The sequence below is a fragment of the Confluentibacter lentus genome, from assembly GCF_002806995.1.
Classification (GTDB): Bacteria; Bacteroidota; Bacteroidia; order Flavobacteriales; family Flavobacteriaceae; genus Confluentibacter; species Confluentibacter lentus.
The window spans coordinates 281,863-301,050 of sequence record NZ_NIHE01000003.1; the positions used below are offsets into that span (position 1 = coordinate 281,863).

General features: G+C 32.5%; 13 protein-coding genes. 8 read left to right on the top strand and 5 right to left on the bottom strand.

The window, feature by feature from the left end; genetic code table 11:
* Positions 1 to 83: 83 nt before the first annotated feature.
* Together CDH50_RS08110 and CDH50_RS08115 are read right to left on the bottom strand one after the other, a co-directional pair.
* Positions 84 to 2,612, bottom strand: coding sequence for a TonB-dependent receptor domain-containing protein (locus CDH50_RS08110; RefSeq protein WP_100611504.1), 2,529 nt, complete (start codon positions 2,610 to 2,612; stop codon positions 84 to 86).
* Positions 2,613 to 2,801: 189 nt separating this feature from the next.
* The gene (locus tag CDH50_RS08115) at positions 2,802 to 3,125 is read right to left on the bottom strand and encodes a YbaB/EbfC family nucleoid-associated protein (protein WP_100611505.1); all 324 of its coding nucleotides are present in this window, start codon (positions 3,123 to 3,125) and stop codon (positions 2,802 to 2,804) included.
* 85 nt (positions 3,126 to 3,210) lie between these two features.
* On the opposite strand from CDH50_RS08115, the gene CDH50_RS08120 reads away from it, so the two are divergent.
* The 3 genes from CDH50_RS08120 to CDH50_RS08130 all read left to right on the top strand — a co-directional run bounded on the left by CDH50_RS08120 (position 3,211) and on the right by CDH50_RS08130 (position 7,869).
* Positions 3,211 to 5,271, top strand: a complete 2,061-nt coding sequence (locus tag CDH50_RS08120) for a S9 family peptidase (protein WP_100611506.1) — start codon at positions 3,211 to 3,213, stop codon at positions 5,269 to 5,271.
* A gap of 80 nt (positions 5,272 to 5,351) precedes the next feature.
* Entirely contained in the window at positions 5,352 to 6,392 is a 1,041-nt protein-coding gene (locus tag CDH50_RS08125; protein WP_100611507.1) for a PLP-dependent cysteine synthase family protein, read from the top strand.
* Positions 6,393 to 6,609: 217 nt separating this feature from the next.
* Positions 6,610 to 7,869 carry an aminotransferase class I/II-fold pyridoxal phosphate-dependent enzyme gene (locus tag CDH50_RS08130; RefSeq protein ID WP_100611508.1) on the top strand — a complete coding sequence of 420 codons (1,260 nt, stop codon included), beginning with the start codon at positions 6,610 to 6,612 and terminating at the stop codon, positions 7,867 to 7,869.
* 50 nt (positions 7,870 to 7,919) lie between these two features.
* On the opposite strand, the gene CDH50_RS08135 is transcribed toward CDH50_RS08130, so the two are convergent.
* Together CDH50_RS08135 and CDH50_RS08140 are read right to left on the bottom strand one after the other, a co-directional pair.
* Positions 7,920 to 9,038, bottom strand: coding sequence for a GTP cyclohydrolase (locus CDH50_RS08135; protein ID WP_100611509.1), 1,119 nt, complete (start codon positions 9,036 to 9,038; stop codon positions 7,920 to 7,922).
* A gap of 22 nt (positions 9,039 to 9,060) precedes the next feature.
* Positions 9,061 to 10,068, bottom strand: a complete 1,008-nt coding sequence (locus CDH50_RS08140) for a transporter (protein WP_100611510.1) — start codon at positions 10,066 to 10,068, stop codon at positions 9,061 to 9,063.
* A 144-nt stretch (positions 10,069 to 10,212) separates the two neighbouring features.
* Here CDH50_RS08140 and CDH50_RS08145 point away from each other — a divergent pair, with 144 nt between their 5' ends.
* The 4 genes from CDH50_RS08145 to CDH50_RS08160 all read left to right on the top strand — a co-directional run bounded on the left by CDH50_RS08145 (position 10,213) and on the right by CDH50_RS08160 (position 15,773).
* Positions 10,213 to 10,494 (top strand): DUF4834 family protein, encoded by a 282-nt coding sequence (locus tag CDH50_RS08145; RefSeq protein ID WP_100611733.1) that lies wholly within the window; start codon positions 10,213 to 10,215, stop codon positions 10,492 to 10,494.
* A gap of 28 nt (positions 10,495 to 10,522) precedes the next feature.
* Positions 10,523 to 12,931, top strand: a complete 2,409-nt coding sequence (locus CDH50_RS08150) for a YfhO family protein (RefSeq protein ID WP_100611511.1) — start codon at positions 10,523 to 10,525, stop codon at positions 12,929 to 12,931.
* A gap of 82 nt (positions 12,932 to 13,013) precedes the next feature.
* A complete protein-coding gene (locus tag CDH50_RS08155) occupies positions 13,014 to 14,303 on the top strand; it encodes a glycosyltransferase family 4 protein (RefSeq protein ID WP_100611512.1) in 1,290 nt (429 codons plus the stop codon).
* 9 nt (positions 14,304 to 14,312) lie between these two features.
* Positions 14,313 to 15,773, top strand: a complete 1,461-nt coding sequence (locus tag CDH50_RS08160) for a lipopolysaccharide biosynthesis protein (RefSeq protein ID WP_100611513.1) — start codon at positions 14,313 to 14,315, stop codon at positions 15,771 to 15,773.
* A gap of 72 nt (positions 15,774 to 15,845) precedes the next feature.
* On the opposite strand, the gene CDH50_RS08165 is transcribed toward CDH50_RS08160, so the two are convergent.
* Positions 15,846 to 17,096, bottom strand: a complete 1,251-nt coding sequence (locus CDH50_RS08165; RefSeq protein WP_100611514.1) for a hypothetical protein — start codon at positions 17,094 to 17,096, stop codon at positions 15,846 to 15,848.
* A gap of 206 nt (positions 17,097 to 17,302) precedes the next feature.
* On the opposite strand from CDH50_RS08165, the gene CDH50_RS08170 reads away from it, so the two are divergent.
* Complete coding sequence (locus tag CDH50_RS08170) at positions 17,303 to 18,760, top strand: potassium/proton antiporter (protein WP_100611515.1); 1,458 nt, start codon at positions 17,303 to 17,305, stop codon at positions 18,758 to 18,760.
* The last annotated feature ends 428 nt before the right edge of the window (positions 18,761 to 19,188 follow it).

Here is a 19,188-nt window from a genome sequence, read left to right on the forward strand (position 1 = left end):
AAACATAGTTTTATTAATAACATAAAAAGGGAGCTAATTTAATTTTAGCTCCCTTTTTTGTTGCTGATTTTTCTGCAGTTTTCTTATTCAAATTGCATATCCTCAAAATCGCCCCCTTCACCACCTTGAGGACCTTGGCCTTCACCTCTTCCTCTTCGTTCTCTATTTTGCTCTCTTTTTTGTTGATTAAACCTATATGTAAGCGATACGTTGAAACTACGCTGTCTCCATTGATTTTCACTGTATGTGTAAAATGATGGGGTAGTGGTTTCTGAAATCATTCTTCTACTATTAAACAAATCACTTATATTAAAGGCTAAAGACATATTGTTATCGAAGAAATCTTTGCTAAAAGCTAAGTCTACAGAAGCCATACCTCTTCGTTTATTTTGTGCGTCTTCACTGGGTCCTTGATAAAAAACACGTGTTTGCCAATCTATATCTCCCGGCAAGGTATATTTGTTATTAATTCTAGCAAACCAACTCACATTTTCGGCATCAAAATTGGTTCCATTGAATTCACCTTTGTTTTCAAATCTAAATAGATTAAAATTACCATTCAAATTCCATTTGCTAGTAGGTCTATAAGTTAATGTGAATTCAAAACCTACACGAGTATTAGATGCTAAGTTTATAGGTGTACTTTGTAATACTTCAACCTCATCATCATATTGAGCAGCTAAACCACCATAGCTAGGGTCATTTTCATTAATAGTAAAGTCTAATTCAGGGAAATAGTAATCTCCAGTGCCTTGTTGAATAAAATTAAAGGTCTCAGTTGCTCTTTGATAATAAATGGATGAGTTTAATGTCAATTTTCCAAAATTGTTAAGGTAGCCTACATCCACAGTGTTTGAGTAACTAGGATTTAAATTTGGGTTTCCTATAAACTGTGTTGTTGGGCTTGATTGAGAAGGGAATGGATTGATAAATCGAGAACGTGGCCTGCTTATCCTTCTATTATAACCAAGGGTTATACTTTGTTTTTCTGTGAATTCGTATGATAAATTAAGTGTTGGGAACAACCCTAAGTAATTTCTCTTACTAAAGTCACCAGATGTTACTTGATCTACTGTTATTCTAGTTTCTTCCAAACGTAAACCCATTAAATATGAAAATTTACTTATTTTACTTCCATATTGGGTGTAGGCAGCATTCACATGCTCTGTGTATATAAGATTGTTTGTTAATCCTGTATTTACAACAAAATCATCATTTATATAATTTTCTAATCTATAATCTGTATCATTAACATTGAAGTTACCTCGATAACCCGCTTCAAATTGACTGCCTTCGCCAATTGGTAATACATAATCGGTTTGTAGCAAGATACGTCTTTGGTCTTCTAAAGTTTGGAGTCTTTGTGAAGGATTTCCGTCGTTTGTTATAATTCCAAACTCATCTTCTTGAGAGTCTTCATATTGAAAGTCGGCTGTTAATTTATGTTGTGAATTACCGCCAAATTGTTTATCAAAATTAATAGAATACTGGAAGGTTTTGTCGTCTTCTACTTCTGGACTTAGCCTAACAAATCGTCTTATCAAATCTCTATTTTCATCTAATTGGAAAGTTTCATTTGAAGTCACGCTTTCATTATCACTATTTCTTAACACAAATGAAGCAGTTAAAGAAGATGAATCGTTAATATACCATTCTACACCATTGCTTATTGTAAATCCATCTTGAGTTCTATCGGAAGTTCTATATTCATTAAAAAAAGTGCTAGGATCAGACCCGTTAAATGTTTCTCTTTCAGACAATCCATTCCCTGGATTTTCTCTGTAATTATAACTGGATGTGTTAAAAAAGTTGAAATTACCAGTTCTGTAATTAACGTTTCCAGACAATCCATAGTTTGTAGGTGTACCAGCATTAACAGTTATAGCACCATTCATTCCTTGTAGCTTACTTCTTCTTAAAATGATGTTTAATATACCTCCAGTACCTTCAGCATCATAACGGGAAGAAGGCGCGGTTATAACCTCAACACGCTCAATAGCGTCTGCAGGAAGTTGGCGTAAGGCGTCAGTAGAATTTAATCCAACCAATCCAGAAGGCTTACCATTAATTAATATGGTTACGTTTTGATTGCCACGTAAAGCAACATTTCCATCAACATCAACAGAAACAGATGGCACATTATCTAAAACGTCACTTACGGTACCACCTCTTACGGTAAGATCTTGTCCAACGTTGTATATTCTTTTGTCAAGTTTCATTTCAACGGTGGTGCGCTCCGCAATGACTTCAACTTCACCAAGAGCTTGAGCGTCTATTTCCAAAGAAAAAGACCCGATATTTTGAGATTGATTAAGTGTTTTATTGGGTAAAGTGATTGTTTTAAATGAAATGAATTCTATAGTTACGTCGTAAGTTCCAGCAGGAACGGGAATGCTAAAATTACCACTAGGGTCGGTAATTCCACCGGTTACGATTTTATTTTCTTGTTTGTTAAAAAATGCAATTGTAGCATATTCTAAAGGTTGGTTGGTTTCTTTGTCGATGACTTTTCCAGTAATTGTAACTTCTCTTTGTCCAGAAGCCTGAGCTATCGATTTAAGCGATAATAAACTAATAAATATCGAAAATGCGAGAATGAGGTTTTTGTTCATTTTTTGGTTTTTGTTTTATTAGATAACAAAATTGGGGCAAGGTTTAGTGAGTTGTAGTTAAAAGTTTGTTAAATGAAAATTAACTTGGGAAGTATTATGATTCTTTTAAGAAAATGTTAAGACATCTTAAGTTTACACACAAAAAGTATCTTCAAATTAAAATATTGCAAATTTAATTTATCAAATACTTTATTTAAACATATCCAAACCGGGAATATTTGGCATACCTTCTTTAGCAACAGCGGCGAGTTCTGTTTCGTTTACTTGTGTAGCCCTTTCAATGGCTTTATTAAGGGTGAGTATTAAATAATCTTCAAGTTGTTCTTTATCGCTTAATAAGTCATCTGAAATATTTATAGACCTAATTTTTCTATTTGCAGTAATGGTAATTTTCAATAAATCATCATTGCTTTTTTCATCTATTAAAACAGTTTCCAAACGTTTTTTAGTGTCTTCAATTTTCTTTTGGGTTTCCTTAAGTTTGCCCATCATATTCATCATATCTCCAAACATGGTTTTATATTTTTTATATTCATTACAAAACTATTTAAATTTTATATTTTTGCCCACTTAATAAATCAGAATTAATATAGCTTCATTGAAAAAGACAATTCAACCTCCAGTAGCAAATAAAAAGCAAAAAAAGCTCACTATTCATAATGATGTGAGAGTCGATAATTATTATTGGCTGAACGACAAAGAAAACCCTGAGGTAATAAATTATTTGAATGTCGAAAACGCCTATACAAAGCAAATAATGCAGCATACCGAAGATTTTCAAAAATCACTATTTGAGGAAATGAAAGGTAGAATTAAAGAAGATGACACCACAGTGCCCTATAAATTTAACGGCTATTGGTATATTACTCGATATGAAACCGGAAAAGATTATCCCATTTATATAAGGAAAAAGGAAACATTGAACGCCCCTGAAGAGCTGTTGTTTGACTGCAACAAAATGGCGGAAGGCTTGGCATACTTTAATTTAGGAAGTATTTCGGTTAGTCCAGATAATACCTTAGCTAGTTTTTCAACAGATATATTAGGAAGAAGACAATATAAGATTCAAATTAAAAATCTAATAACTGAAGAAATCTATTCTGATGAAATATTGAACACCACAGGCGGTTCTACTTGGGCAAACGATAGTAAAACCTTATTTTATTCCATGAAAGAGGAAGTGACCTTGAGGTCTTTTAAGATTTTTAAGCACAAACTTCATACAGATTCAAAAGAAGATATTGAGGTTTTTCATGAAAAGGATGAAACCTATAACACGTTTGTATATAAAACAAAATCCAAAAAATACATTGTTATTGGATCTTCAAGTACATTAACTTCAGAATATAGATTTGTAAATGCCGATACACCCGATGAACCCTTTAAGATTTTCCAAAAAAGAAAAAGGGAACTCGATTATAGCATTGCTCATTATAATGATTGCTTTTATATCATAGCCAATTGTGATGGTGCCACTAATTTTAAATTGCTAAAAACTCCAGAGGATTTTACGGAGAAGAAATATTGGAAAGATGTCATTCCGCATAGAGATCATGTCTTAATTGAAGATATTGAGATATTTAAAGATTATTTGGTTGTAAATGAGCGTGAAAACGGATTGAACAATTTGCGTATCATGAGTTGGGATAACCAAGAAGATTATTATTTACCTTTTGAAAGTGAAACCTACACAGCTTACATAGGAAATAACCCTGATTTTGAAAGTGATGTTTTAAGGTATGGTTATAACTCGCTTACTTCACCAAGTGCCGTTATAGATTATAATTTTAAAACGAAGCAAAGGGAGATAATGAAAGAGCAAGAGGTCTTGGGTGGAACTTTTAAAAAAGAAAACTACATATCAAAACGAATTTGGGCAACAGCACGAGATGGTGTAAAAGTGCCCATATCGTTAGTATATAAAAAAGATACTAAGTTGGATGGAAACAGTCCATTGTTGCAATATGGCTATGGTTCTTATGGCTCTACAATAGATCCTTCGTTTTCAAGTCTTAGGCTAAGTTTGTTGGACAGGGGGTTTATTTATGCCATCGCCCATGTTAGGGGAGGTGAGTACCTTGGTAGGCAATGGTATGAAAACGGGAAATTGTTATTTAAAAAGAATACGTTTTATGATTTTATTGATTGTTCTAAATATCTTATTCAAGAAAAATACACATCAAGTCAACATTTATATGCTTATGGAGGATCGGCTGGCGGCATGCTTATGGGCGCGATTATTAATATGAATCCGGAATTATACAATGGTATTATTGCCGCTGTTCCTTTTGTTGATGTCGTTACCACGATGCTAGATGATACCATCCCATTAACAACAGGTGAGTATGATGAGTGGGGGAATCCGAACGACATTGAATACTATAACTACATGAAATCATATTCCCCATATGATAATGTTATAGAAAACAAATATCCTAATATGTTGGTTACAACGGGTTTACACGATTCTCAAGTACAATATTGGGAACCAGCAAAATGGGTTGCTAAGTTAAGAGAGCTAAAAAAAGATTCCAATAAATTATTATTGCATACAGATATGGATGCGGGTCATGGTGGGGCTTCAGGACGTTTTGAAAGTCTGAAAGAAGTAGCTTTAGAGTATGCTTTTTTATTAGATTTGGAAGGAATTCATTGTTAATAAAAAAAAATGTTTATTTTTGTTAGGTTTTAGGTCACAATTATTTTTCGTAATATTGACTTAGCTGATAAATAGCATTTATGAAACACAGAAATCAGGTTTTTGATAATGTATTAGATTTAGTAGGTAAAACACCACTTATTCGAATCAATAAATTAACTTCCAAATTTAAAGGTAGCTTTTATGCAAAAGTAGAAGCCTTTAATCCAGGACATTCCTCAAAAGATAGAATAGCGCTTTATATTATTGAACAAGCTGAGAAAAAAGGCATATTATCGCCGGGAGATACTATCATAGAAACAACCTCTGGTAATACAGGTTTCAGTATTGCTATGGTAAGTATTATTAAGGGTTATGATTGTGTACTGGCTGTTAGTTCTAAATCATCCACAGATAAAATAGACATGCTTAAAACAATGGGTGCAAAGGTTTATGTTTGCCCAGCCCATGTTAGTGCTAACGATCCAAGATCTTATTATCAAGTAGCCAAACGTCTTCACGAAGAAATTAAAGGCTCCGTTTACATAAATCAGTATTTTAATGAATTAAATATTGATGCCCATTATAAATCCACCGGTCCAGAAATTTGGAAACAAACAGAAGGTAAAATTACCCACCTGATTGCCTGTAGTGGTACGGGAGGAACAATTTCCGGAACTGCAAAATATTTAAAGGAGCAAAATCCGAATATCAAAATTATAGGCGTAGATGCTTTTGGTTCTGTAATTAAAAAATATCATGAAACCAGAGAATTTGACGAGGAAGAAATTTACCCATATAGAATTGAAGGTCTTGGGAAGAATTTAATTCCTACAGCAACAGATTTTGATATTATTGATGAGTTTGTTAAAGTAACTGACGAAGAAAGTGCACATACAGCAAGAGAAATAGCAAAAACAGAAGGCTTGTTTGTTGGCTATACTTCAGGAGCAGCTATGCAAGCTATTAAGCAATTGGGTGAGGAAAAAAGATTTAAAAAGGATGATTACGTGGTTGTTATATTCCCAGATCATGGTTCTCGTTACATGAGTAAAATTTACAGTGATAAATGGATGAGTGAACAAGGATTTTTTGATAGCATTAATGCCGAGGCAGCTCAAACAATTCAATATATAAAATAATACAAAAGAATATATTTTAAAGAGATAACTTTGTTGTAATCACAAAAAGTTATCTCTTTTTTTGTTTCGTCAATAATTGAATGGTAAAAATTATGTACAAACAATATAAATATTTAATTTTGCACGGACTAACTACGCATAAAAGCTTTCCTAAAAACAAGCATTAATAGGCTCTTAGTTGATGAAGTAAACATTAATTGAAATAAGATTTATAATGATGAAAGATTTATTTGAAAAAATTTATAGGGATAAAGGGCCTTTAGGAAAATGGGCATCTCAAGCAGAGGGTTATTTTGTGTTTCCAAAATTGGAAGGTGAAATTTCTAACCGCATGAAGTTTCAAGGAAAAGATGTGATTACCTGGAGTATTAATGATTATTTAGGATTGGCTAATCATCCTGAAATTAGAAAAGTAGATGCACAAGCAGGAATCGATTATGGATCCGCTTACCCTATGGGTGCTAGAATGATGTCTGGTCACACAGATCTTCACGAAACCCTTCAAAATGAATTGGCAGAATTTGTAAATAAAGAAGCTGCATACTTATTAAATTTTGGTTATCAAGGAATGGTTTCTACCATTGATGCCTTAGTTTCAAAAGATGATATCATTGTATATGACGTAGATGCTCATGCTTGTATTATTGATGGCGTTCGTTTACACATGGGCAAACGATTTACCTATAAACATAACGATATTGAAAGTTTAGAGAAAAACTTAGATAGAGCTACTAAAATGGCCGAGCAGACTGGCGGTGGTATTTTAGTGATTTCTGAAGGTGTTTTCGGGATGCGTGGTGAACAAGGTAAACTTAAAGAAATAGCTGCCTTAAAGAAAAAATATAATTTCAGGTTTTTGGTTGATGATGCCCATGGCTTTGGTACACAAGGAGAAAGAGGCGCAGGAACAGGAGAAGAACAAGGTGTTCAAGATGATATAGATGTGTATTTTGCAACCTTTGCTAAATCTATGGCGGGAACAGGTGCTTTTATTGCAGCCGATAAAGAAATCATTGATTATTTAAAATATAACTTACGTTCCCAAATGTTTGCAAAATCCTTGCAAATGCAATTGGTTGTTGGTGCTAGAAAGCGTTTAGACATGCTTAAAACCATGCCTGAATTAAAAAACAAACTTTGGGAAAATACGAATGCATTGCAAAACGGACTTAAAGAACGTGGTTTTGATATTGGAACCACGCAAAGTTGTGTAACGCCCGTTTATTTAAAAGGTAGCATTCCAGAAGCGATGGCTTTGGTAAAAGATTTAAGAGAGAATTTCGGAATATTCTGTTCTATAGTTGTTTACCCTGTTATACCTAAAGGATTAATTTTATTACGTTTAATTCCAACTGCGACGCATACTTTGGAAGATGTAAAGATTACGTTAGATGCTTTTGAAGCTATTAGAACCAGATTAGAGAATGGAACATACCAACGTTTATCTGCGGCTGTCATGGCAGCCATGGGCGAATAAAATTTAATATATTTTGAAACAAAGAGCCGCTATTTTAGCGGCTCTTTCTATTATAACTCTTTTCTAAATGTTTTTCTTCGTTTATAAACCTCTGGGTCAAAATGCTTCCAAATTTGATGGATGGCATAATTGTCTTCTAATTCAGGGGTTCTAAAACAGGTTTCTATGCCTTTTTCTGTAAACGTATTGTAATACTCATTAAAAATAACAGCATGTACGCCTTTATTTTGATAATCGGGGTGAATGCCTATTAAATAAAAAATAACATCTTTGCTGTGTTTTTTGGCGTGTAAAATGTGCAGGAAACCAAAAGGAAATAACTTTCCTTTCATCTTTTGTAAAGCCTTTGCAAATGCTGGCATAACAATGGCAAAGCCAATCAGTTTATCATCTTTATCGACTACAAATTTTATATATTCAGGATTTACAAAGCTTATAAATTTCTTTTTAAAATATTCTTTTTGAACATCTGTAATCGCTACAAATGACGACAATGAGGCATAACTTTCATTAAATAAATCGAACATTTTATCCGCATAAGGCATGACTTCCTCTGTTTTGGTAAAACTTAACGCTTTAATTTGATAACGTTGTTTTATAAGGTCTTGCGCTTTTAAAAAGAATTCGGGTTTGACATTCTTAAAAGGAAATCTACTTTCTGAATACGATTTCTCTATTCTATAATGAGCAGCTTCATAATGCTTCACATAATATGGATAATTGTACCATGTAACCATCGGTGCAATGGAGTCGAAACCCTCTGTCATAACACCAACTTTATCTAAATTTGAAAACCCAACAGGACCTTCGGCAAATTCTAAATGATGCTTTCTTCCAATATCTTCTATTTTGTTGAAAAGAGCTTGGGAAACTTCTAAATCATCAATAAAATCAAACCAACCAAACCGCATTTTTTTTAAAGCTTGGTTTTTGACTTCCAACCAATTGATGATGCAAGCAACTCTTCCAACGATTTCATTATTTCTGTAAGCCAAAAATAAAATAGCTTCCGCATCATTAAATACGGGATTATCTTTTTTGCTGAAGGTTTTTAGTTCCTCTCTAATGATAGGAGGTACCCAATATTTTGAATCTTTATATAAGTTGAACGGAAATTTTACAAATGCTTTTAAGTCTTTGTCGGTTTTTACTTCTTTTAATACTATCATATATTATGAATGCTGAAATGCTTTAATCGAAATCTAAGGCTTCTCTTTTAGACTTTTTTGTGTTTTGGGAATCGTCATCATTATTGGATTTATTGCGTCTAGATTTTCTTTCCGCTTCTTCCATAACTGATGTGCCATTGTCTTTATTAGTTATTTCCTTGTCCTTATGAAAGTCTAATCTGTAAGACATTCCAAAATTGACACTGAAAACAGATGGCGTGTCTTTGGCATTGAATGTTACTGCGGTATCCAACTGAAAATCTTTACTCCATAGATAAGCCCCACCAAATCTAAAAAGATTATCGGCATAAAAATCACTTTTTATGCCTTGCGTTTCACCAAAAACAACCCATTTTGGATTGAAAGAGTGTGTTAATGTTAATATATATGATAAATCAGATTGGTCGGTTCCAATCCTATCTTTAATCAAATTCATTACGAATACCCATCCCCCCGAAAAATTATTTTGAGTCATAATCATAACTTTCGGACTAAAGCCTTCTATGCCTGGTGCTAAATAGGGGTTATTTTTTGTGTCGTAATTAGCACCAACATAAACTGATACCGCAGGAATTAAAGTTTTCCATTTAAAGCCTTGGTTTGCCTTCCAGCTATAGAGATTAGGTTTATCTTCTTCAGCATTTTTATAGGGGTCGAAAACCAAATATTTTGCACCAATAGTTAATGTTTTAAAATTGGCTCTGTCTTCGTCAAAAGGAATATTTGAAAAATATGTTTTTGTGTCGTTTTGATAGGTTCCTTCTATGATTAATTCCAATGGTTCCCAAATCAATCCATAGCGAGCTGCAAAATCAATACCAAAACCATCAACTTCGGTTTTCAAAGCTGGTGCGCGTTTCTCGTTAATAATATAAGGGCCAACCTCAAATTGGACCACATTGGTTCCGACAGAAAAAGCACTTCTGGACACACCGGGTCTGTTGGAATTTATAACATCTGTATATTGGGCAAATGTATTGGTTGAGATTAAAATTAAGGCTAAAATGAAGGTAGATTTGATTTGGTTCATAACAAAGATTTTAGATTTTTTCTAAATATAATTTCTCAAAATAACATCTAAAGGGTTACCAAATATAGATATTTTATACTTTTTTTAAGGCTTTTCAACGTTTTTTAAATGAATAGAATTGTATTTTTACCAAAAATATTTTTTATGCTACAAACTGCATCTGCAACAGGGATACTAAGAACATTGTTGATTATTCTATTGATTTATTATGGAGTAAAAATAATAACCCGAATATTTGCGCCATTGCTTTTAAAATATGCAGCTAAGAAGGCTTCCCAACATTTTGGAGGTACTTACGGTGAGTTTCAAAAACAGCAGCAAAACACTACAAAAAAGGAAGGTGAAGTCACTATAGATAAAATGCCTAACACAAAAACTTCAAATAAAGATGTAGGTGAATATGTGGATTACGAAGAAATTGACTAATTTTCACAATCAATTTTAATCTGGATTCATGCAATTTTCAATAAAAAAAATTCTTCCCCATATACTAGTTTTAGTTGGCTTTGTCATTATTTCATTAGCTTATTTTAGTCCGGTTTTATCTGGAAAACAAATCTTTCAAAGTGACATCATGCAATATATTGGCATGAGCAAACAACAAAATGATTTTAGAGAAGCAACTGGCGAAGAAACGTATTGGACCAACAGTGCTTTTGGCGGTATGCCAACGTACCAATTAGGAGCAAAATATCCACACAACTACATTAAAAGCTTAGATTTAACCCTTCGGTTTTTACCAAGACCAGCTGATTATTTGTTTCTATATTTAGTAGGTTTTTATGTGCTTTTGTTGGTTTTAAAAGTGGATTATAAATTGGCCGTTTTGGGTTCGTTAGCATTCGGATTTTCAACCTATTTGATCATTATTTTGGGTGTTGGTCATAATAGTAAAGCGCATGCCATTGCTTATATGCCGCTGGTGTTGAGCGGTATTATCCTCACGTTTCAAAAAAGATACATTATTGGGTTTTTGCTCACAACGATTGCCATGGGATTGGAAATCGTAGCAAACCATTTTCAAATGACATACTACTTAATGTTCTTAATACTTATCTTAGGAATCGCTTATTTGGTTGATGCTTACAAAAAAAACCTATTGCCACATTATTTTAAATCGGTTGGTATTTTATTAGGCGCTGTTGTTTTAGCGGTTGCATTAAACGCTACCAATATTTTGGCTACTCAGGAGTATGTTAAAGAAAGTACTCGTGGTAAAAGTGAGCTTACGATAAATCCAGATGGCACACAAAAAACAGCTTCAACGGGTTTAGAGAAAGATTATATCACCGAATATAGTTATGGCATTTTGGAAACGTTTAATCTTTTTATTCCAAGATTTATGGGTGGCGGTAACGGAGAAGATGTTGGAACAGATTCTGCTACTTATGAAGTGTTTAGAAAATTAGGCGCAACCACAAGTCAAGCAGCAGAGGAATCTAAACGAGCACCTATGTATTGGGGAGAACAACCTATTGTTGAGGCGCCAGCTTATGTTGGAGCAGTGGTTCTATTTTTATTTGTATTTGCCTTGTTTTTGGTTAAAGGCCGTTTAAAATGGTGGCTTGTTGGTGGTACAATCTTCTCTTTATTATTGTCTTATGGGAAAAATTTAGGTTTTTTAACAGACTTTTTTATTGATTATGTGCCGCTTTATAATAAGTTTAGGGCCGTTACTTCCATCCAGGTTATTCTGGAATTGTGTGTTCCTATATTAGCAGTATTCGGACTTGTAAAATTATTTAATGATTTTGATAAGAAAGAGGAAAAGCTAACAGCATTGAAATATTCTGCAATAATTACCGGTGGATTAGCTATTCTTTTTTTAGCATTTAAATCGTCTTTTGATTTTGCTGGTGTGAATGATGGTTTTTATCGCCAGAGTTATGGTCAGGAGTTTATTGATGCCGTTAAAGCAGACAGGAAATCCATTTTCACAGCGGATACTTTAAGGACGTTGGTTTTAGTAATGCTTTCAGCAGGAACGATTTACTTATTCTTGAAAGATAAACTTAAACAACAGTGGGTTATTATTGCTTTTGGAGCTCTTATTTTATTTGATTTGGCATGCGTTGATAAACGTTATGTGAATAATGATGATTTTGTTTCGTCCATTCAAGTAAATAAACCGTATCAAGCTAACGAAGCTGATAAAGCCATTTTGAGCGATACCTCTAATTTTAGGGTTTTTGATATTACGTCTTCCGGTGCCAAAGCATCGTATTTCCATAATTCGCTAAATGGATATCATGCCGCTAAATTACAAAGATATCAAGATGTTTTCGATTTTTACATTTCAGCTAATAACATCAATGTGCTTAATATGTTTAACACGAAATATATTATTGCCCAAGATGAACAAGGCAATGTATTTCCTTATAACAATCCAGATGCTAATGGTAATGCTTGGTTTATTAAAGATTTTAAATTTGTAGATTCAGCAAATGAGGAAATAAAAGCGTTGGATAGTTTGGATAATAAAAATGTTGCTGTTATAAATAAGAATGACTTTAAGATAGAAACGTCTAATTTTGAAGTAGATTCAACAGCATCAATTGCTTTATTGGAACACAAGCCAAATTATTTGAAATATAAGTCGGTTAACAAAAACAACGGTTTTGCTGTTTTTTCTGAAGTCTATTATCCTAAAGGATGGAAAACAATTATCAATGGAAAAGAAGCGTCTCATATCAGGGTTAATTATGTGTTGCGTGGCATGGAAATTCCAGCGGGAAATCATACCATAGAATTTAAGTTTGAGCCAGAAGTGGTGCAAACAGGTAGTAGCATTGCTCTAGCGAGTTCTATTTTAGTCGGATTATTATTGCTAGGCGGTTTGTTTTATGAATTCAGGAAAAAATAGATTCTCATTCCTGAGAAGGCAGGAATTTAAAATATTAAGATGAAATTATGGTAATAGATTCTGCATATGCAGGGATGGAAAAATGGAAAAAAAGAAGGTTTTAATCATCACCTATTACTGGCCACCAGCAGGAGGTCCAGGAGTGCAGCGCTGGTTAAAATTTGTCAAGTATTTACCTGATTTTAATATTGAACCCATAGTATATATTCCTGAAAATCCTAATTACCCCATAATAGACAAGAGTTTAAATTCTGAAGTTGCTGAAAGCTTAACTATTATTAAACAACCTATTAAAGAACCTTATAAGTTTGCTAGTTTATTCTCGAAAAAAGTATCAAGTTCCATCAGTAAAGGCATTATACCCATTCAAAAAAAGCAAAGTTTCATTCAGAAATTATTGATTTATATAAGAGGCAATTTTTTTATTCCTGATTCTAGAATTGGATGGGTTAAACCTTCGGTTCGATTTCTTTCAGATTATATTTCAAAGAATAATATTGAAACCATCATCACCACAGGGCCGCCACACAGTTTGCACTTAATTGGCTTAAAACTGAGAGAAAGACTAGGGGTAGAGTGGCTGGCGGATTTTAGAGATCCGTGGACAACCATTGGTTATCATAAAAAATTAAAGCTCACTAAAGCTTCAAAAGAAAAACATAAGGTTTTGGAAAAACAAGTTTTAAATAGTGCCGATAAAATAATCGTGACCAGTTATATCACTAAAACAGAATTTGAAACGATTACCAATAGACCAATTTCTGTCATTACCAATGGTTATGATATTGAAAAGGTGAGTGAAGTTTCATTGGATACTAAATTTACGCTATCACATATTGGTTCGTTATTGTCGGAAAGAAATCCTGAAATTTTGTGGCAAGTTCTGTGCGAATTGATTGAAGAATTAGATGGATTTAAAGAAGATTTTCAGTTGAATTTCATCGGTTTTGTAAGTGATAATATCATGGAATCTTTGGGAAAATATCATTTAACAAATCATGTAAATAATATAGGTTACATTTCGCATAATAAGGCTGTTATGTTTCAAAAAAAATCTCAAGTATTATTGTTGATTGAAATAAATTCAGAGGATACCAGATGCATCATCCCAGGTAAATTATTTGAATATATGGTTTCCAACCGGCCTATTATCTCTATAGGCCCAAAGGGTTCAGATGTCGAAAAAATAATTAAGGAAACCAACACAGGAAACTACTTTTGTTATGATGATTATGATTTATTGAAATCAACCTTAACGAATCATTATAAGTCTTTTAAAAATAGCACATTACAATCCCATGCTATCGGATTGCAAAAATACAGTAGAAAAAATTTAACCAAACAGTTAGTAGACCTACTAATAAAGCAATAAAATTTTAAGATGGGAACTATTGTTTCACAATCCATTAAAAACACTTTAACAACGTATTTAGGTTTTGTGATTGGCGGAATAAATGTGCTTTTTTTATTCACTAATTTTATGAGTGACACCTATTTTGGACTTGTAACTTTCATTTTTTCTACAGCCAATATCATGATGCCTCTTATGGCGTTTGGCGCTCACAATACCATGATTAAGTTTTATTCTTCATATAAAACAAGACAATCTCAAAACAGTTTTTTATTATTTATGCTGATTTTGCCATTGTTTATGGTTTTTTCAGTTGGGCTTTTATGCCATTTATTTTATAATTCCATAAATGGCTGGCTTACAGAAACCAATGTTATTATTGGAGATTATATTTGGCTAATTTATATTTCGGCTGTTGCATTTGCCTATTTCGAAGTGTTTTATGCTTGGAGTAAAGTACATATGCAAAGTGTTTTTGGCAATTTTATGAAGGAACTGTTCCATAGGGTGGGCACCACATTATTATTGCTTTTATTGTATTTTAAATATATAAACGTAGAAGAATTTATTCACGCCGTTGTTGGAGTGTATATAATAAGGGTTTTTATTATGATGATTTATGCGTTCAATATTAAGTTACCGGTTTTAAGACTTATTAGATTTAAAGGCACTGGAGCCATACTAAAATATACGTCTTTAATTGTGATTGTTGGTTCTGTGGCAAACGTAATTTTGGAAGTGGATAAGTTTATGCTGGGTTATTATATAAACATTGAAAATGTGGCGTATTATGGTGTTGCAATCTATATAGCGAGTGTTATCGGTGTGCCTTTGTTAGCTATGGAACAAATAGTAAACCCAATTACTGCCAAGCTTTTAAATGATAAGAATACTGAAGAATTAGAAAGTTTATATAAAAAAAGCTCTTTAAGTTTATTTGTTGTAAGCGGATTGATTTTCTTATTAATCGTTTTAAATATAAATGAGCTGTATCAATTAATTCCCGAAAAATATAATGGAGGTTTATTGATAGTCATTCTTATAAGTATTTCTAAGCTTTCAGATAATTTATTGGGAAATAATAACGCCATTATTTTTAATAGTGATTATTATTTTATGGCGTTATTATTAGGTGTTTTTTTGATGGTATCTATGGTATTTTTAAATGTGATTTTCATACCAAAATATGGTATTGAAGGGGCTGCTTATGCTACTTTTATAGCTGTTTTAGTGTATAATATTTCAAAAATATGTTTTGTGAGTTATTCGTTTAAAATGATGCCTTTTACAATTAACACAATAAAAGTATTTGTGCTAATATCAATATGTTTTGGGGTATTTTATTTTTGGGATTTTCCATTTCATCCTATTGTCAATATAGGATTAAAGTCTGTTATGGCATGTTTTACATACGTATATTTCGTGTATAACTTTAATTTATCTAGCGATGTATCTTTATTTGTAAACAAGATATTTGGTTACTTGAAATAAAAGAGAAAACCCCACGAATTTTGCTTTGAGGCAAACATATCGCAGGGCTTTCCAACTAACCAACCAAAATCTTTATTGTCTTCTATTAGTATTAGACTGTTTATTATTGTTACCGGAATTACCTCTATTTTCCATAACTCTAGATGAACTTTGAGTTTGTCTAGAAGGCGCTTGTTGCACGTTTCTAGAGGAACTATTTTGAGTCGATCTAGAAGTTACCTGTGGGGTACTTCTGTTATTATTGCTTTTCTCTGAATATATACGAGTGTTTGAACTTTCTGGTTTACGATTGTATGAATTATTTTTATTATTTCCTGAATTTTCTATCCTCGAATCATTAACATTAGGAGTCGTTCTCCTATTAACGGACTCACTAGTTCTATTATTGTTAGTTACTTCTGCATTATTTCTAGAAGTACTATTGTTATCTCTCTTGAAATTGTTATTAGCTACTTCTCCGTTATTTCTAGAAGCATTATTATTATCTCTTCTAGAATAATTATTGTTTGAAGTTTCTGTTCTCATTTGAGAAGAATTTCTGTTGAAATTAGAATTGTTTCTAGTATTACTTTGAGACATTCTACTGTCATCATAATCCCTTCTTGAATTTCTGTTTATTTCAGTAATATTCTTAGAACTTCTATTAGCAGTAGCGTAATTTCTGTTTCTGCTTATTACATCACCACGCCTACTATAAATGGCTGTTCTTGGTCTATAATTGTTATAAAATGGTCTTGTATATACGTAACGAACAGGGTTGTAATACTGTCTGTAAGGCCTGTTGTAAACTACACAGTAATCGTATGCAGGAATACTATAGTAACGATGCCAAGGTCTATAAACATAATGCCTGTTATACACATTAATAAAACCTGTAAAGTGTGTAAATACATTGAAATTATTATAGTAAACATGTAAGCCTCCTACACGAGATACATAGCCATTATTGTTATAATGAATATTTACGTTACCCGCTTGAGAAATTCGTCCGTAATAATCATAGTAAATAGGTGTATTCTCTATTTGGATAATAGCGCCGTACTCATCGTATTGCAAATAAGCATTATAATCATAACCAGAGTTAAAACTGATGTTTATATTTGGCGAACCAATAGATACGTTTAAGTTATTACCACGTAAAATATTAAAATCAAATTGTCCATCAGGGAACACGGAAAATTCTATACCATTCTCAACAAATATGAAAGAGTTACTATAACCTCTATTGTAAATAGTTGAGTTGTTTTCTGTATTGGTTGTGGCTGCATTAGAAGTAAATCCAACAAGGACGATACCAGCTAATAAGAATATAAACTTTTTCATAATTGTAAGTATTAATTGTGATACAGTTTTCTGTTTACAAACAGCGTGCCAAAAAACACAATAATATTTAAGTGATTGATATTCAGTAAAAATATTATTATTGTTCAATTATAGAATTAGTATTAAGTAATAAAATAATAAAATACTTGAACTGGCTCAACATACAAAAGATGTAACTTTGCATATGGATATATTAAAGAAAGACATTGAATTTAACGATTGAAAACATACTATTAGTTGGCTCATTATTACTTTTTGTGAGTATCATAGTGGGTAAAACTTCTTATGAATTTGGTGTTCCTACATTATTGCTTTTCTTGGCCATTGGAATGTTGGCAGGCTCTGACGGTATTGGTGGAATTCATTTTGACGACCCTAAAATCGCTCAATTTATTGGAATCGTTGCTCTTAACTTTATTTTATTTTCTGGTGGGCTAGATACTAACTGGAAATCAGTAAAGCCTATTCTTAGGGAAGGCATTGCACTTTCTACTCTAGGTGTTTTCCTAACAGCAATCTCTCTCGGCACTTTTGTTTGGTTAATTACCGATTTCACCATTTATGAAAGTATGCTATTGGGGTCAATTGTTTCTTCAACAGATGCTGCAGCGGTATTCTCAATTTTACGATCAAAAAGCCTCGCTCTCAAAACAAACCTGAGACCTACTTTAGAATTGGAAAGTGGAAGTAACGATCCCATGGCGTATGTCCTTACCATTGCATTCTTGACTTTGGTTATTAACCAAAACCAAAGTATATTTTCTATTGTTCCTTTGTTTTTACAGCAAATGATTTTTGGGGGGATTGCAGGTTTGGCTTTTGGCAAAATCAGTAAGTTCATCATAAATAAAATTAAACTGGATTTTGAAGGTCTTTATCCAGCCCTTGTAATAGCTTTAATGTTTATTACATTTTCTGCGACCGATTTTTTTGGTGGTAATGGGTTTCTTGCCATATATATTTGTGCGGTGTATTTAGGAAACCAGGATTTAATACACAAAAAAACAATTTTAAAAATGTATGATGGCCTAGCTTGGCTTATGCAAATAGTTCTGTTTCTCACTTTAGGGCTACTTGTTTTTCCTTCCGAAGTTTATCCATATATGGGTATTGGTTTGCTGATATCCTTATTCTTAATCATTATTGCTCGACCATTAAGTGTTTTTATAAGCTTAATTTTCTTTAAGATGAAATTAAGAAGGCGTTTTTATATTTCTTGGGTAGGTTTGCGTGGTGCTGTCCCCATTGTGTTTGCTACATATCCATTACTGGCGGGAATCGAAAAAGCTAATATCATATTCAACATTGTATTTTTTATTTCTGTTACCTCGGTTCTTATTCAAGGCACAACGTTATCTATTGTTGCCAAATGGTTACACGTTGCATTACCAGAAAAAGTGAAACCAATTTCAGAGACAGAGAAATTTATATTAGATATTCCAAAGTCTTCAATGAAGGAATTCGAAATATTGAATGATTCTTTTGCAGTAAATAGAAGAATTGTTGATTTAAACTTTCCTAAATCCGCTTTTATTATTATGATAAAAAGACGCGGGGAGTATATTAGGCCAGGAGGATCTACATTAATTGAGGCTCATGATACGTTAATGGTTATTGCGGACAATCAAGAAGATTTCTTAAGTGTAGGCAACTGCCTGAGTTAAATAGCTGTATAATATAGCCATTGTGTTACATTGAATTGTTTTGAAATGATATTTCAACTGCTTCAAGGCATGTATAAATTCAAAATGTTCCTGTTCAGGCTTTTTCCAAAGTCGTAGCATAGACTACCTAATATTTATTCATTTATCCATACTATGCAAGCATAACATGTGTTTTGTGATAAAAACATCTAATATGGCTTGATTTTTTTTTAAAATAATGTTTTTTCAAAAATTAAAAAACACCTTATAAATACTCATAATTCAAGCTGTATATTATCAATATTAAGTGTACAGTGCTGAAAAACAAATAATTATATGTAAAAATAATTTATTTTTATATTAAAAAGTAAGAGATTACTCTTATATTTGAGAAAGCCATATTATTTTTAACATATTTTTATTAATAACGTTTTTTATTAACTTTAAAA

Bases quoted from the DNA above. Each gene is read 5' to 3' on its own strand.
- CDH50_RS08160 (WP_100611513.1), top strand. From the start codon at position 14,313: ATGGGAACTATTGTTTCACAATCCATTAAAAACACTTTAACAACGTAT.
- CDH50_RS08145 (WP_100611733.1), top strand. From the start codon at position 10,213: ATGCTACAAACTGCATCTGCAACAGGGATACTAAGAACATTGTTGATT.
- CDH50_RS08125 (WP_100611507.1), top strand. From the start codon at position 5,352: ATGAAACACAGAAATCAGGTTTTTGATAATGTATTAGATTTAGTAGGT.
- CDH50_RS08130 (WP_100611508.1), top strand. From the start codon at position 6,610: ATGAAAGATTTATTTGAAAAAATTTATAGGGATAAAGGGCCTTTAGGA.
- CDH50_RS08110 (WP_100611504.1), bottom strand. From the start codon at position 2,612: ATGAACAAAAACCTCATTCTCGCATTTTCGATATTTATTAGTTTATTA.
- CDH50_RS08150 (WP_100611511.1), top strand. From the start codon at position 10,523: ATGCAATTTTCAATAAAAAAAATTCTTCCCCATATACTAGTTTTAGTT.
- CDH50_RS08135 (WP_100611509.1), bottom strand. From the start codon at position 9,038: ATGATAGTATTAAAAGAAGTAAAAACCGACAAAGACTTAAAAGCATTT.
- CDH50_RS08115 (WP_100611505.1), bottom strand. From the start codon at position 3,125: ATGTTTGGAGATATGATGAATATGATGGGCAAACTTAAGGAAACCCAA.
- CDH50_RS08140 (WP_100611510.1), bottom strand. From the start codon at position 10,068: ATGAACCAAATCAAATCTACCTTCATTTTAGCCTTAATTTTAATCTCA.
- CDH50_RS08155 (WP_100611512.1), top strand. From the start codon at position 13,014: ATGGAAAAAAAGAAGGTTTTAATCATCACCTATTACTGGCCACCAGCA.
- CDH50_RS08165 (WP_100611514.1), bottom strand. From the start codon at position 17,096: ATGAAAAAGTTTATATTCTTATTAGCTGGTATCGTCCTTGTTGGATTT.